We start from the raw sequence: 15,183 nt of genomic DNA, 5'->3' as shown, positions 1-15,183 counted from the left end.
GATGCTTATGCCAAAGCCTAGTCAGGCTTTGGCATCTAGCCATCAGAGAATTACGCCGACGAATGGTTCCACCGATGTTTCAGATTATTGCTCGGCGATCAGCGCCTCGACCTTGATGATCTGCTGCGCCAGCGTGGCCCGGTCGGCGCAACGCAGGTTGGCGTGGCCGACCTTGCGTCCGGCCTTGAACGCCTTGCCATAGTGGTGCAGGTGGCAGTCGGCGATGGCCAGGACTTTCTCGGTGTCCGGCACCTTGCCGATGAAGTTGAGCATCGCGCTTTCGCCGACCTTGGCGGTCGACCCCAGCGGCAGCCCGGCCACCGCCCGCAGGTGGTTTTCGAACTGGCTGCACTCGGTGCCTTCGGTGGTCCAGTGGCCAGAGTTGTGCACGCGCGGGGCGATTTCGTTGGCCTTGAGGCCACCGTCCACTTCAAAGAACTCGAACGCCATTACGCCGACATAGTCGAGCTGCTTGAGCACTCGGCTGGAGTAGTCTTCGGCCAGTGCCTGCAACGAATGGTCGGTGCTGGCGACGGACAGCTTGAGGATGCCGTCCTTGTGGGTGTTGTGCACCAACGGGTAAAAGCGGGTTTCACCGTCGCGGGCCCGTACGGCGATCAGCGAGACTTCCCCGGTGAACGGCACGAAACCTTCCAGCAGGCACGCCACGCTGCCCAACTCGGCAAACGTACCGGCCACGTCTTCAGGGTTGCGCAAGACCTTCTGGCCCTTGCCGTCATAACCCAGGGTGCGGGTCTTGAGCACGGCCGGCAGGCCGATGGCCGCCACGGCGGCGTCCAGGTCGGCCTGGGACTGGATGTCGGCGAAGGCCGGCGTCGGGATGCCCAAGTCCTTGAACATGTTCTTTTCGAACCAGCGATCGCGGGCGATGCGCAGGGCTTCGGCGCTCGGGTAGACGGGGACGAACTGGGACAGGAAGGCCACGGTCTCGGCCGGGACGCTTTCGAACTCGAAGGTCACCAGATCGACTTCATCGGCCAATTGGCGCAGGTGATCCTGGTCGCCGTAGTCGGCACGCAGGTGTTCACCCAGCGCGGCGGCACAAGCGTCTGGCGCCGGGTCCAGGAAAGCGAAGTTCATTCCCAGCGGCGTACCTGCCAGGGCCAACATGCGACCCAACTGGCCGCCACCGATTACACCGATCTTCATTCGTCAACCACCTCAGGCAATGCGCGGGTCCGGATTGTCCAGGACGCTGTCTGTCTGCTCAGCGCGGAATTTTTTCAACACGGTATGAAACTGTGGGTGCTTGGCGCCCAGGATGCTCGCCGACAGCAGGGCCGCGTTGATGGCGCCGGCCTTGCCGATGGCCAGGGTCGCGACCGGGATACCGGCCGGCATCTGCACGATCGACAGCAGCGAATCAACACCCGAAAGCATCGACGACTGCACCGGCACGCCCAGCACCGGCAGGTGGGTCTTGGCTGCGCACATGCCTGGCAGGTGGGCCGCGCCACCGGCACCGGCGATGATCACCTCGATGCCACGGGCTTCAGCCTCTTCGGCGTACTGGAACAGCAGGTCCGGGGTGCGGTGGGCAGAGACCACTTTCACCTCGTAAGGAATGCCGAGCTTTTCCAGCATATCGGCGGTGTGGCTAAGGGTGGACCAATCGGACTTGGAGCCCATGATCACGCCAACCAGTGCACTCATCGTCGTGCCTCTTCTCTCTGGGCGCCCGCAAGCGCGTCAAAAAACAACAAGCCACGCAGGAAACCGGCGTGGCTTGTTGTACGAATAATGGCCGATCTGGACCGGCCGAAGGCCGCGCAGTATACCGCAATGAAGCAGATAAACAGCCCCTGTCGCGACCATCCGTCATTTCTGGCGAAGCGGCGACTTTATTGACTCGCAAGTCAGCGTCAAAACACCCAAGTCCTGTGGCGAGGAGGATCCTCAGGCGCCGGCCACACCCTGCGCCACGCCGCCTTCGAGCTTGCGCCAGAGCAATCGCACATTGGCCTTGCGCACCAGGGCGCAGCGGTACAGGCGGATTTCCAAAGGCACATGCCACTGCGCGCCACCGCAGATCACCAACTCGCCCCGAGCCAGCTCGGCGCGCACACTCAATTGCGGCACCCAGGCAATGCCCAGGCCTTCCAGGGCCATGCTTTTAAGGCTGTCGGCCATGGCAGTCTCGTAGATCGTGGTGAAACGCAGCGCTCGCTGGCGCAACAACTGGTTCACCGAACGACCGAGGAACGCGCCGGCGCTGTAGGCCAGCAACGGCACGCTGGCCTCGCCTTCAAGGTCGAACAGCGGCTTGCCGCCGACATCAGCAGCACACACCGGCAGCATTTCGGTCTGGCCCAGGTGCAGCGAAGGGAAAATCTCCGGGTCCATCTGCATCGCCGAATCCGGGTCATAGAACGCCAGCATCAGGTCACAACCGCCTTCACGCAAGGCATGCACGGCGTCCCCCACGTTGGTGGCCACCAGGCGCGTGGCGATGTTCATCCCTTCGTTGCGCAATTGCGCGATCCAGCGCGGGAAGAAGCCCAACGCCAGGGAGTGGGCGGCCGCCACCTGGATGACTTCACCCTGCCCGCCCTCCAAGTGATGCAAATGCCGCAGCACTTCGCCCAGTTGCTCGACCACCGTACGCGCCGTCACCAGGAACAATTGCCCGGCGGCCGTCAGCTCGACCGGGGTTCGGGAACGGTTGACCAACGTCAGCCCCAACGCCGCCTCCAGGCTGCGGATGCGCCGACTGAAGGCCGGCTGCGTCACAAAACGTCGTTCGGCCGCCTGGGAAAAACTGCGAGTCGCGGCCAAGGCACTGAAGTCCTCCAGCCATTTGCTTTCAAGATTCATGCTGTTCTCCCATTAAACGCACCAAAACAGGTCACACGTTCGCCGTGGAGCCGGCGTCACACGGGCATTATGCCGAATATGCATAGGCCAGTGTTTAACAGCATTGGCCCATTTTTTTTGGCAAGCCTAGGATTCACAGCGTTCCGGCACAGCCCGGGTCCATATCGAGATGATTTCTATCATGTCCTCCGCTGCATCGTTCCGCACAGAAAAAGACCTGCTTGGCGTACTCGAAGTACCGGCACAAGCGTACTACGGCATCCAGACCCTGCGAGCGGTAAACAACTTCCGCCTCTCCGGCGTCCCGATTTCGCATTACCCCAAGCTGGTAATCGGCCTGGCCATGGTCAAACAGGCCGCCGCTGACGCCAACCGCGAGCTGGGCCAACTCAGCGAAGCCAAGCACGCAGCAATCAGCGAAGCCTGTGCACGATTGATCCGCGGCGACTTCCACGAAGAATTCGTGGTGGACATGATCCAGGGCGGCGCTGGCACGTCGACCAACATGAATGCCAACGAAGTCATCGCCAACATCGCACTGGAGGCCATGGGCCACCAGAAAGGCGAATACCAGTACCTGCACCCCAACAACGACGTGAACATGGCGCAGTCCACCAACGACGCCTACCCGACCGCGATCCGCCTGGGTCTGCTGTTGGGCCACGATGCGTTGCTGGCCAGCCTCGATAGCCTGATCCAAGCGTTCGCGGCCAAGGGTGAAGAATTCAGCCACGTCCTGAAAATGGGCCGCACCCAGCTGCAAGACGCCGTACCGATGACCCTGGGCCAGGAATTCCGCGCCTTCGCCACCACCCTGAGCGAAGACCTGGCACGCCTCAAGACCCTGGCGCCTGAAGTCCTCACCGAAGTGAACCTGGGCGGCACCGCCATCGGCACCGGCATCAACGCCGACCCGCGCTACCAGGCCCTGGCCGTGCAGCGCCTGGCAATCATCAGCGGCCAGCCGCTGGTGCCGGCCGCCGACCTGATCGAAGCCACTTCCGACATGGGCGCCTTCGTGCTGTTCTCCGGCATGCTCAAGCGCACCGCGGTCAAGCTTTCGAAGATCTGCAACGACCTGCGCCTGCTGTCCAGCGGTCCACGCACCGGCATCAACGAAATCAACCTGCCAGCACGCCAGCCAGGCAGCTCGATCATGCCCGGCAAGGTCAACCCGGTGATCCCTGAAGCAGTCAACCAGGTGGCGTTCCAGATCATCGGCAACGACCTGGCCCTGACCATGGCAGCCGAAGGCGGCCAACTGCAACTGAACGTGATGGAACCGTTGATCGCCTTCAAGATCTTCGACTCGATCCGCCTGCTGCAACGGGCCATGGACATGCTGCGCGAACACTGCATCGTCGGCATTACCGCCAACGAAGCCCGCTGCCGCGAGCTGGTCGAACACTCGATCGGCCTGGTCACCGCCCTGAACCCGTACATCGGCTATGAAAACGCCACCCGCATCGCCCGTGTAGCCCTGGAAAGTGGCCGCGGCGTGCTGGAACTGGTGCGCGAAGAAGGCTTGCTCGACGACGCCATGCTCAACGACATCCTGCGCCCGGAAAACATGATTGCCCCGCGTCTGGTTCCGCTCAAAGCGTGATCGATGCGACCACCGCTCACCAGGTCGAGGGACTAGACACCTCTCACCTTTTGAGGGCTTGGGGATCTTCCCCAAGCCCTTTTTTTAATTGATAGCGAAAGGATGACCGAACCTGTAGGAACGAGACCACTCGTGATAAACGACGCCGCACTGCCGTTGTACCCCGCGCCGCCAGCCATCACGGGCCGACTCGCCCCACAAGAACCTGACCGAAAGGCCAGGTAACTAAAGAGGCCGTTTTGTCGGATGCACCACAACTGTGCAGACGGGCACCGCACTGACAGGTATAGTGCCGCCCCTCTCGCATGCGTGGTCGTAAACAAGCGCCCCTTAAAACATGCGAACCCGAACTAATAACAACCCGCGAAATGGACCGGGACGAAACACCGCTTGACCTGCCCAGCCGCCTGTCGGCCGTCGTAACACGGTGTTTCCAATGGCCAGTATTTGCTTAAACAAAAAACAGCGAGGAATAATCCATGCTCGAAGTCATCAACGACTTCCTTTCAGGGAAAGTGCTGATCCTGCTTATTGTGGGACTCGGTGGCTACTTCACGATCCGCTCGCGCTTCGTCCAGTTCCGCCATTTCGGCCACATGTTCAGTGTCTTCAAGGAGTCCCTTCACGGCCAGGCAGGCCAGCTGAGCTCGTTCCAGGCCCTGATGCTGAGCCTCGCCGGCCGCGTCGGCGCCGGTAACATCGCCGGTGTCGGCATCGCCGTGACCCTCGGCGGCCCGGGCGCCGTGTTCTGGATGTGGGTCACCGCACTGGTGGGCATGTCCAGCAGCTTCTTCGAATGCACCCTGGCCCAGGTCTACAAGCGCGCCGACGGCGACGGCCTGTACCGTGGGGGCCCGGCCTACTACATCCAGCACGGCCTGAAGCTGAAAGGCATGGCGGTGGTGTTCTCCATCCTGCTGTTGGTCACCTACGGCTTCGCCTTCATCGGCCTGCAGTCCTACACCGTGACCCACTCGCTGCAGAACGCCTTTGCCTTCGACCCACGCCACACCGGTATCGTCCTGGCGGTGCTGCTGGCCATCACCTTCATCGGCGGCATCAAACGCATCGCCGCGGTGTCCGACCTGCTGGTACCGGTCAAGACCCTGGCCTATATCGGCGTGACCCTGTACGTGATCGGCACCCAGATCGAACACGTGCCAGCCATGCTGGAAACCATCTTCAAGAGCGCCTTCGGCCTCGACCCAGCCTTCGGCGGCCTGCTCGGCAGCGCCATCGTGATGGGCGTAAAGCGTGGCGTGTTCGCCAACGAAGCAGGCCTGGGCAGTGCGCCGAACGTCGCCGCCGTGGCCGCCGTGAAGCACCCGGGCGCCCAGGGCGTGGTCCAGGCCTTCAGCGTGTTCCTCGACACCTTCGTGATCTGCACCTGCACCGCGCTGCTGATCCTGCTGTCGGGCTTCTACACCCCGGGCTTCGAAGGTGACGGCATCGTCCTGACCCAGAACTCGCTGGCCGCCGTGGTCGGTGACTGGGGCCGCGTGTTCGTCAGCGTCGCGCTGTCGCTGTTCGTCTTCACCTGCATCCTCTATAACTACTACCTGGGCGAGAACAGCCTGCAGTTCCTCAGCCGCAACCGCGCCGTGCTGATGGTTTTCCGCGGCCTGGTTCTGGCGCTGGTGGTATGGGGTTCGATGCAGGACCTTTCGACCGTGTTCGCCTTCGCCGACATCACCATGACCTGCCTGGCCTTCGTCAACTTGATGGCCCTGGCCATGTTGTTCAAGGTCGGCCTGCGCGTGATGCGCGACTACGACGAGCAGCGCCGCGCCGGCGTCAAGCAGCCAGTGTTCGACTCCAGCAAATTCACCGATCTGGACCTAGACCTGAAGGCCTGGCCGACCAGCCCAAGCCAATCGGCTCCACGCGAGCAAGGCGCAGCCCAGGGCGCGCCTGCCACGCAACGCTGATCGCCCTGGCGGGTGGCTCCCCGCCACCCGCCGCGACAGACCGCAACGAGTGGCGTCCTGCCACTCGACGTGACACACCTTGCGCACGCAGGCATGCTGGGCGCAAGGTGTATTCGTCCAGGAGACCCATCAATGAATTCCGCCCCTTACCCTGCCGCCCAGCACGTCATGGTGCTCTACACCGGCGGCACCATCGGCATGCAAATCGGCGCCCATGGCCTGGCCCCAGCCTCCGGCTTCGAAGCGCGCATGCAGGCCTACCTGAACAACCAACCCGAACTCGTCGTCCCACAATGGCGCTTCAGGGAAATGTCGCCGCTGATCGACAGCGCCAACATGACCCCGGCCTACTGGCAGCAACTACGCGAAGCAGTGGTCGACGCGGTGGACGTGCAAGGTTGCGACAGCGTGCTGATCCTGCATGGCACCGACACCCTGGCCTACAGCGCCGCCGCCATGAGCTTCCAGTTGCTCGGCCTGCATGCGCGGGTCTGCTTCACTGGTTCGATGCTTCCTGCTGGCGTGACCGACAGCGATGCCTGGGAAAACCTCAGCGGCGCGCTGGTCGCCCTCGGCCACGGCCTGGCGCCGGGTGTTCACTTGTACTTCCACGGCGAGCTGCTGGCGCCGACCCGTTGCGCGAAAGTGCGCAGTTTCGGTCGTCACCCGTTCAAGCGCCTGGAGCGCCAGGGCGGCGGGAACAAGGCATCGTCCTTGCCGGCGCAGTTGAACTACGACCAGCCCAAGCAACTGGCGAACATCGCGGCGCTGCCGCTGTTTCCCGGCATAAGCGCCGAGATCCTCGACGGCCTGCTGGGCAGCGGCATCCAGGGCCTGGTGCTGGAATGCTATGGCAGCGGCACCGGCCCGAGCGACAATCCGGCCTTCCTCGCCAGCCTCGAACGGGCTCGGGACCGCGGCGTCGTGGTCGTGGCGGTGACCCAATGCCATGAAGGCGGCGTGGAGCTGGACGTGTACGAAGCGGGCAGCCGCTTGCGTGGTGTCGGCGTGCTGTCCGGCGGCGGCATGACCCGCGAGGCCGCGTTCGGCAAATTGCAGGCGTTGATCGGCGCCGGGTTGCCGGTGGAAGAGGTTCGGCGGCTGGTTGAGCTGGATCTGTGTGGCGAACTGAGCTGACACATTACCAAGCCTGCTGGCAGGGCTGTTGGGAGCAGTGGGATTGAGTACTGTGGGAGCAAAGCTTGCTCCCACAGCCTCAGCGGCCTTGGCATCTCCGTTCGGCATACAACTTGCTCCATTTCCAGCGTCCCCAGACTGGAAACACCCATGCTTCATTCCCACCTCACCACCCTCAACGCCGTTTCACTGGTACTGAGCACCTTCAAGAATGAAGGGCTGCCCAGCGATGCGTTACTGGCCGGCAGCGGCATCAGCACGGCGGACCTGAGCCGGGCCGACACGCGCATTACCACCAACCAGGAGATGCAAGTCTGCGCCAACGCCGTGGCCCTCAAGCGCGACATCGGCCTGGAGCTGGGCTTGCGCATGCACGTTTCGTCCTACGGCATCCTCGGCTACGCCCTGCTCACCAGTGCCACCTTAGGTGACGCTTTACGCCTGGCGCTGCGGTATCCGGCGTTATTGGGAACACTCTTCGAACTGAACCTTGAAGATGACGGCGAGCGCATCTGGTTCAGCGCCAGCGATTATCGGGAGAACCCGGCCCTGGCGGTGTTCAACGCCGAATTCTGCATGGTTTCGCTGAAGGTCATCTGCAATGACCTGCTGGGCCATGCGCTGCCATTGCGCGCTGCTCGCTTCGAACACCCCGCGCCCGACTACCAGGCGCGCTACGCCGCGCTGTTCGATTGCCCGGTACGCTTCGACTGCACCGATAACGCTTTCGCCTTCGACCGACACTGGCTCGAACAACCCTTGCCGCTGGCCGACCCCATCACCCACCACGCCATGGCCGAACGCTGCCGTCGGCAGAACACCGAATTCACCGGGCGCCAGGCCTGGCTGGGACGCATCCGCCAACTGCTCGACGCCCAACTGGACGCAGCCCCCGGGCTGGAAGGCCTGGCCGAACAGATGAACTGCTCGGCGCGCACCTTGCGCCGCCACCTCAAGGACCTGGGCTGCAGCTACCAGGAACTGCTGGACGAACTGCGCTTCGAACGGGCCAAGCAGATGCTCTGCGAGGACCAACTGCCGATCTACCAAATCGCCGAACGACTGGGCTTCAGCGAAACCGCCAGCTTCCGCCACGCCTTCGTACGCTGGAGCGGCGTGGCGCCAAGTCAGTTCAGGCCTTGAACCTCTGTGGGCAAGGCTTGCCCGCGATGGCGATAGCACTAGCCCCGCAAAAACGCCCGATGCAATTCATCCACCGTCTGGAAATGATAAGCCGGACTCTCTGCACTCAACTCTTCACGGCTGCCAAACCCATACCCCACCGCTGCAGCATCCAGGCCATTGCTGCGGGCGCCGATCAGGTCGTGTTTGCGGTCGCCGATCATCAGGGTGCTGGCCGGGTCGAGGCCTTCTTCTGCCATAAGATGGGCGATCAGCTCGACCTTGTTGGTGCGGGTGCCGTCCAGTTCGCTGCCGTAGATCACTTTGAAGTGGCGGGCGAAGTCGAAATGGCGGGCGATTTCCCGGGCAAACACCCAGGGTTTGGAGGTGGCGATGTATAGCTGCCGCCCTTGGCCGCCCAGGGTTTCCAGCAGCGGCATGACGCCGTCGAAGACGCGGTTTTCGTAAAGGCCGGTGACCTTGAAGCGTTCGCGATAGAAGTTCACCGCTTCCCAGGCCTTCGCTTCGTCGAAGTCATAGAACTGCATGAAGGCCTGCAACAGCGGTGGGCCGATGAAGTGTTCGAGGCGGCTCAGGTCGGGTTCGTCGATGCCCAGCTTGCTCAAGGCGAACTGGATCGAACGGGTGATGCCCTCGCGGGGATCGGTGAGGGTGCCGTCGAGGTCGAAGAGTACGGTTTGGTAATGCATGAACATTCCTGGAATGTGGTTGGGCGATTCAGACCTGGTCGTAGCCTTCAGCCAGATGCAGGTCCTTGAGCTTCACGTAGTTCGCCGCGCTGTAGGTGAAGAAAGCGCGCTCCTTGTCCGTCAGCGGCCTGGCCTGTTTCACCGGGCTGCCGACATACAGGAAGCCACTCTCCAGCCGCTTGCCCGGCGGTACCAGGCTGCCGGCACCGATGATCACATCATCTTCGACCACCGCGCCGTCCATAACGATGCTGCCCATGCCGATCAGCACCCGGCTGCCCACGCTGCAACCATGGAGCATGACCTTGTGGGCGATCGTCACATCGTCGCCGATCAGCAGCGGGAAGCCTTCCGGGTTGAACGGGCCGGCGTGGGTAATGTGCAACACGCAACCGTCCTGGACACTGGTCCGCGCGCCGATACGAATGCGGTGCATGTCGCCGCGAATGACCGTCAGCGGCCAGACGGAGCTGTCTTCGCCGATTTCGACGTCGCCGATCACCACCGCGGTGCTGTCGACAAAAGCGCCCCGGGCAAGCCGTGGGCTGTGGTTCTGGTACGTGCGAAGGGTCACGATAGGCTCTCTCTTTTCTACTGATAGGCGCTGCTAGCTGCGGTGAACGTCGATTGTAATTAAGATGGGCCCGTGTTTCTTCCAGCCAAGGTGCCAACCGTGAGCGTGAACAACCCTCTTTTGCAACCCTACGACCTGCCGCCATTCTCGGCGATCCGTGCCGAGCATGTGCAACCGGCCATCGAGCAGATCCTGGCTGACAACCGTGCCGCCATCGCCCAGATCCTCCAGAACCAGGGCCAGCAGCCGACCTGGGCCGGCCTGGTGTTGGCGATGGACGAACTCAACGATCGCCTGGGGGCCGCCTGGAGCCCGGTGAGCCACCTGAATGCCGTGCGCAACAGCCCGGAACTGCGCGAGGCCTACGAGGCCTGCCTGCCGGCGCTCAGCGCCTACTCCACCGAACTGGGCCAGAACCGCGAGCTGTTCCAGGCCTACGAGGCCCTGGCCAATAGCCCCGAGGCTGGCGGTTTCGACGTGGCGCAAAAAACCATCCTGGAACACGCCCTGCGCGATTTCCGCCTGTCGGGCATCGACCTGCCACCCGAGCAGCAGCAGCGCTACGCCGAGGTGCAAAGCAAACTGTCCGAACTGGGCAGCCGCTTCTCCAACCAACTGCTGGACGCGACCCAGGCCTGGACCAAGCACATCACCGACGAGCCCGCCCTCGCCGGCCTGACCGACTCGGCCAAGGCGCAAATGGCCGCCGCCGCCCAGGCCAAGGAACTGGACGGCTGGCTGATCAACCTGGAGTTCCCCAGCTACTACGCGGTGATGACCTACGCCGAAGACCGTGCCCTGCGCGAAGAAGTCTACGCGGCCTACTGCACCCGCGCCTCGGACCAGGGCCCGAACGCTGGTCAGAACGACAACGGCCCGGTGATGGAACAGATCCTCGACCTGCGCCAGGAACTGGCCGGGCTGCTGGGGTTCGCCAACTTCGCCGAGCTGAGCCTGGCGACCAAGATGGCCGAATCCAGCGACCAGGTGCTCAGCTTCCTGCGCGACCTGGCCAAGCGCAGCAAGCCGTTCGCCGCCCAGGACCTGGAGCAGCTGAAGGCGTTTGCCGCCGAACAGGGCTGCCCCGACCTGCAAAGCTGGGACAGCGGTTTCTATGGCGAAAAACTGCGCCAACAGCGCTACAGCGTCGCCCAGGAAGCCCTGCGCGCATACTTCCCGATCGACAAGGTGCTGGGCGGCCTGTTCGCCATCGTGCAACGCCTCTACGGCATCGAAATCGCCGAGCTGAAAGGCTTCGACAGCTGGCACCCGGACGTGCGCCTCTTCGAAATCAAGGAAAACGGCCAGCACGTCGGCCGCTTCTTCTTCGACCTCTATGCCCGCGCCAACAAGCGGGGCGGTGCCTGGATGGACGGTGCCCGCGATCGTCGTCGTACCCAAGGCGGCGTGCTGCAAAGCCCGGTCGCCAACCTGGTGTGCAACTTCACCCCGGCCGACAGCGGCAAACCGGCGCTGCTGACCCACGATGAAGTCACCACGCTGTTCCACGAGTTCGGCCATGGCCTGCACCACCTGCTGACCCGCGTCGAACACGCCGGTGTGTCCGGCATCAACGGCGTGGCCTGGGATGCCGTGGAGCTGCCGAGCCAGTTCATGGAGAACTGGTGCTGGGAGCCTGAAGGCCTGGCGCTGATTTCCGGCCATTACGAAACCGGCGAGCCGCTGCCCCAGGACCTGCTGGAGAAAATGCTCGCGGCGAAGAACTTCCAATCCGGCCTGATGATGGTCCGCCAGTTGGAATTCTCTCTGTTCGACTTCGAACTGCACGCCACCCACGGCGACGGTCGCGGTGTGTTGCAAGTGCTCGAAGGCGTGCGCGACGAGGTGTCGGTCATGCGTCCGCCGGCCTACAACCGCTTCCCCAACAGCTTCGCCCACATCTTTGCCGGCGGGTACGCGGCCGGTTACTACAGCTACAAATGGGCGGAAGTGTTGTCGGCCGATGCGTTCTCCAAGTTCGAAGAAGACGGCGTGCTCAACGCCGACACCGGTCGCGCCTTCCGCGAAGCCATCCTGGCCCGTGGTGGTTCACAGGAACCGATGGTGCTGTTCGTCGACTTCCGTGGCCGCGAGCCCTCGATTGACGCACTCTTGCGCCACAGCGGCCTTTCCGAGGACGCAGCAGCATGAGTGAGGGGCCTGTGATTACCAAGAAGCGCTTTATCGCCGGGGCGGTCTGCCCGGCGTGCAGCGAGCCGGACAAGTTGATGATGTGGAACGAAGACAGCGTGCCGCACCGCGAATGCGTGGCCTGCGGTTATTCCGACACGCTCAACGAACAAGGCCTGTCGGTGCCCAAGGAATTGGGCACCCGGGTCAACACCTCGGCGCTGAAAGTGCCGGACGCCAAGGTTCAAGCCGTGCAGTTTTTCCCCAACCCCAAGTTGAAGAAAAAAACCGACTGAATGATCCGGTATCACCTTCCGGGCCCCACGGCCCGGAAGCGATACATATATATCGCCCCGCCGCAGGGCTTCCTGCCCAGACTGTCCCGCCCGTTCAGTCCAAGGAAGACTGCTGATGCCCAACGATGACGATCCGCTGTTGCAGGCTTATGACCTGCCCCCTTTCGCCCGGATCCAAGCCAGGCATTTCTCACCGGCCCTCGACCAGATCATTGCCGAGAGTCGCGCTAAAGTCGCCGAGATCATAAAGACCCAGACGCCCTTCCCCACGTGGGACGACCTCGTACTGGCGATGGATGAGGTCCACGCCCGCTTGAAAGGCTTCGGCTACTTGCTGGAATGCCTGACCCTGAGCCGGACAGGCGCCGACTGGGCACAGGCGTCCCTCGATTGCAGCGAGCGCCTGCACGACTACCAACGGTCGCTGAAACAGAATCGCGAACTGTTTCAACTCTTCCAGCGATTGGCGAACAGCCAGATCGCCAGGCATTTCACACCGGCGAGAAAACGCGCACTGGAAAAAGTCCTCCGGCAGTTTCGCCAGAACGGATTGGCCCACGACGCACCGGCGGAGCTGGGAGACCTGATGCTGCGCATCCAGGGCGCCCGGAGCCTGTTCCAGGAACACTTGCACGAGGCCAACAAAGCCTGGCACCAGGCGTTCGACGACGAAGCCCAATTGAGCGGCCTGCCGGCGTCTTTCAAGCAACGCATGGCTGAGCAGGCCCGCAAGGCTGGACACAAGGGCTGGCGGCTGGCACTCGACGAGGAATCGTTTCGCATCGTCAGCCGTTACGCCGATGATCAACTGCTGCGCAAACGCATGTACATCGCCTTCAGCACCCGAGCATCGGACCAAGGGCCCCAGGCAGGCGTGTTCGACAACGGGGAAGTCCTCGCGCAGTTGTCCAGGGACCGTCAGCGGTACGCCACCCTGCTGGGTTACCCGAGTTACGCTCACATGGCCCTCGAGTCCGAGCAAGCCGAATCGCCCGAGCAAGTGCTGTCGTTCCTGCATGAAGGGCTTGCCCGGCAACGCAGCACATTTGCCCGGGACACCGAGCAGTTGCAGGCATTCGCCAAGACGCAAGGCTTCAGCGACCTCCAGCCTTGGGATTATCCATACCTGGCGCAAAAGCTACGGCGGCAAGCGGCAGGTGTTTCAGAGCAGACCGTCAGCGCCTGGTTTGAGCTGGAATCGACTTTTTCGCAGCTGTTGCAGATCGCCAGGGACCTGTTCGGCGTGCGCATCGTGGAACGCCAGGATGTGGCGACCTGGCATCCAGACGTGCGGCTGTTTGAAGTCCGCGAGTGGGACGAGCCCATTGGCTATCTGTATTTCGACCCGCTGGAAAAAGCCGACCAGGACGGCTTCCCAAACACCACCACCCTGCGAAACCGCCGCATCACCGCCGAGGGCCGGCCCCGCTATCCGGTCGCCGTGTTGCATGGCTGGTTGCCGCGCGGCTCAGGGGGCGACCCGGTGTTGCTGGATCATCGGCAACTGCGGATCCTCTTCCATGAATTCGGTCATTGCCTGCACCACCTGTTGACCCACGCGCAATACCGTGAAGTCTCGGGCATCTCCGAGCTGTCCCGGGACACGGCCGAATTCGCCGGGGTGCTGTTCGAACAATGGTGTTTTTCCAAGCCATGCCTGATTCGGGTATCGAAACATTACCGGACCGGGGAGCCCCTGCCGGACGGCATCGCCGAACAGTTGCTGGTTTACCTCGACACCCAGACCAGTTGGGACACCGCCGCATTCCTGCGTGATGCGCTGTTCGACATGGAATTGCACCGCAGCCACGGCGACGGCCGCACCGCCCAGCAGGTATTCGATCAAGTCAGCGCAGAGGTCGGGCACCTGCCCGTGTGGCCCGGCGAGCGCTGGCCCAATGGCCTGGACTATCTGGTGACCGGCTATGCCGCCGGCATCTATGCCTACGCCTGGTCCAGGGAGCGGGCGAAAACCGTGTTCCAGCGGTTCAAGCGCGACGGGTTGTTCAATCGGAAAACCGGCCAGGCACTGCGCGAGACGATATTCGGGCCAGGCGATTCGCGGCCGCTGACCGAGTCCATCCAGGCATTCCTGGACAGTCGCTGATCATGGCTTGGGAAGGGCCGCCTGAGGATCGAGGTGTGACGATGTCGTGGTCGAGTTGACCCAGCTTTGCAAGGAACACAGTGCAAAAACGCTGGTGCTGCAATCGCCGTTTGCCAATGCTGTGCGCAGTTTGTCGACATCGGCCTGCATCATGTAGCGAACGCCGTCCTTGAAGTGATGGCTGTCCCCGAAACCACCCTCGGTCATTTCGTTCAATGCATCTTCCTTGCTCCAGCCCTGGACCACCACCCGGTACATGGCGGCGACCAATCCGGTGCGGTCCGAACCATGCTTGCAGTGCATCAGCACCGGGCCCTTGGCTTCGGCCGCCTGGATCGCGCGCAGGGCCCTGAGGATGTCGCTGTCGTCGACGTGATTGGTGCGGTAGGGCAACTGCACTTGCTCGATGCCGGGGCTGGACAGCCAGCGCTTGTCCGACTCCGGCAGGAAGGTGATGACGGTGCCGATCCTGAGTTTTGCCAACAGCGGCAGGGCGCCGCCGTCCGGCAGGGAGCTGCGATAGAGCGTGGGTGACATCCGGTAGAGGTTGTAGCTTTTTTCCACCGGTTGGGCCCAATCGGCGGGCCTCGCCTCAACCTCATCAGCCGCCTGGACCGGCGACTCGACACCCCCGATGAACAACGCCAGGCACAGCAAGGAACGGAAACAGAATTTGAGCATGCAGGGGCGACCGAAACGAAAGGTTCAAGCGTCCAGTTTCAGCCAGCCCCCGTTAAA

13 protein-coding genes are annotated in these 15,183 nt (G+C 62.9%); 7 read left to right on the top strand and 6 right to left on the bottom strand.

Going from position 1 to position 15,183, the window contains the following annotated elements; genetic code table 11:
• Positions 1–84 precede the first annotated feature (84 nt).
• The 3 genes from N4Q37_RS24545 to N4Q37_RS24535 all read right to left on the bottom strand — a co-directional run bounded on the left by N4Q37_RS24545 (position 85) and on the right by N4Q37_RS24535 (position 2,835).
• Positions 85–1,170 (bottom strand): 5-(carboxyamino)imidazole ribonucleotide synthase, encoded by a 1,086-nt coding sequence (locus N4Q37_RS24545; RefSeq protein ID WP_260962510.1) that lies wholly within the window; start codon positions 1,168–1,170, stop codon positions 85–87.
• Positions 1,171–1,182: 12 nt separating this feature from the next.
• Positions 1,183–1,674, bottom strand: a complete 492-nt coding sequence (gene purE / locus N4Q37_RS24540) for a 5-(carboxyamino)imidazole ribonucleotide mutase (RefSeq protein ID WP_003196369.1) — start codon at positions 1,672–1,674, stop codon at positions 1,183–1,185.
• A gap of 243 nt (positions 1,675–1,917) precedes the next feature.
• Entirely contained in the window at positions 1,918–2,835 is a 918-nt protein-coding gene (locus N4Q37_RS24535) for a LysR substrate-binding domain-containing protein (protein WP_260962506.1), read from the bottom strand.
• A 181-nt stretch (positions 2,836–3,016) separates the two neighbouring features.
• Between N4Q37_RS24535 and aspA the strand changes: the two genes are divergently transcribed.
• The 4 genes from aspA (at position 3,017) to N4Q37_RS24515 (ending at position 8,649) form a co-directional block, all read left to right on the top strand.
• The gene (aspA, locus tag N4Q37_RS24530; RefSeq protein ID WP_260962504.1) at positions 3,017–4,441 is read left to right on the top strand and encodes an aspartate ammonia-lyase; all 1,425 of its coding nucleotides are present in this window, start codon (positions 3,017–3,019) and stop codon (positions 4,439–4,441) included.
• 479 nt (positions 4,442–4,920) lie between these two features.
• A complete protein-coding gene (locus tag N4Q37_RS24525; protein WP_260962502.1) occupies positions 4,921–6,369 on the top strand; it encodes an alanine/glycine:cation symporter family protein in 1,449 nt (482 codons plus the stop codon).
• A 132-nt stretch (positions 6,370–6,501) separates the two neighbouring features.
• On the top strand, positions 6,502–7,506 hold the full coding sequence (locus N4Q37_RS24520; RefSeq protein WP_260962500.1) for an asparaginase: 1,005 nt from the start codon (positions 6,502–6,504) through the stop codon (positions 7,504–7,506).
• 150 nt (positions 7,507–7,656) lie between these two features.
• Complete coding sequence (locus N4Q37_RS24515) at positions 7,657–8,649, top strand: AraC family transcriptional regulator (protein ID WP_260962498.1); 993 nt, start codon at positions 7,657–7,659, stop codon at positions 8,647–8,649.
• A gap of 38 nt (positions 8,650–8,687) precedes the next feature.
• Here N4Q37_RS24515 and N4Q37_RS24510 read toward each other — a convergent pair whose 3' ends face one another.
• Both N4Q37_RS24510 and N4Q37_RS24505 read right to left on the bottom strand, forming a co-directional pair.
• Entirely contained in the window at positions 8,688–9,338 is a 651-nt protein-coding gene (locus tag N4Q37_RS24510) for an HAD family hydrolase (protein WP_260962496.1), read from the bottom strand.
• Positions 9,339–9,366: 28 nt separating this feature from the next.
• On the bottom strand, positions 9,367–9,912 hold the full coding sequence (locus N4Q37_RS24505; RefSeq protein ID WP_260962493.1) for a gamma carbonic anhydrase family protein: 546 nt from the start codon (positions 9,910–9,912) through the stop codon (positions 9,367–9,369).
• Between the two features lie 99 nt (positions 9,913–10,011).
• Here N4Q37_RS24505 and prlC point away from each other — a divergent pair, with 99 nt between their 5' ends.
• From prlC to N4Q37_RS24490, 3 genes are all read left to right on the top strand, one after another.
• Positions 10,012–12,063: an oligopeptidase A gene (gene prlC, locus N4Q37_RS24500; protein WP_260962492.1), complete on the top strand. Its 2,052-nt coding sequence runs from the start codon at positions 10,012–10,014 to the stop codon at positions 12,061–12,063.
• Positions 12,060–12,338, top strand: coding sequence for a YheV family putative zinc ribbon protein (locus N4Q37_RS24495; RefSeq protein WP_260962490.1), 279 nt, complete (start codon positions 12,060–12,062; stop codon positions 12,336–12,338). The genes prlC and N4Q37_RS24495 overlap by 4 nt, the downstream gene beginning before the upstream one ends.
• 115 nt (positions 12,339–12,453) lie before the next feature.
• Positions 12,454–14,445, top strand: a complete 1,992-nt coding sequence (locus N4Q37_RS24490) for a M3 family metallopeptidase (protein WP_260962489.1) — start codon at positions 12,454–12,456, stop codon at positions 14,443–14,445.
• Here the strand turns inward: N4Q37_RS24490 and N4Q37_RS24485 are convergent, their stop codons facing one another.
• Positions 14,446–15,126 (bottom strand): phosphatase domain-containing protein, encoded by a 681-nt coding sequence (locus N4Q37_RS24485; protein WP_260962488.1) that lies wholly within the window; start codon positions 15,124–15,126, stop codon positions 14,446–14,448.
• Positions 15,127–15,183 lie beyond the last annotated feature (57 nt).

Source organism: Pseudomonas citri (assembly GCF_025336485.1).
In the GTDB taxonomy this organism is placed as follows: domain Bacteria; phylum Pseudomonadota; class Gammaproteobacteria; order Pseudomonadales; family Pseudomonadaceae; genus Aquipseudomonas; species Aquipseudomonas citri.
This window is presented reverse-complemented; position numbering and strand designations above follow the sequence as displayed.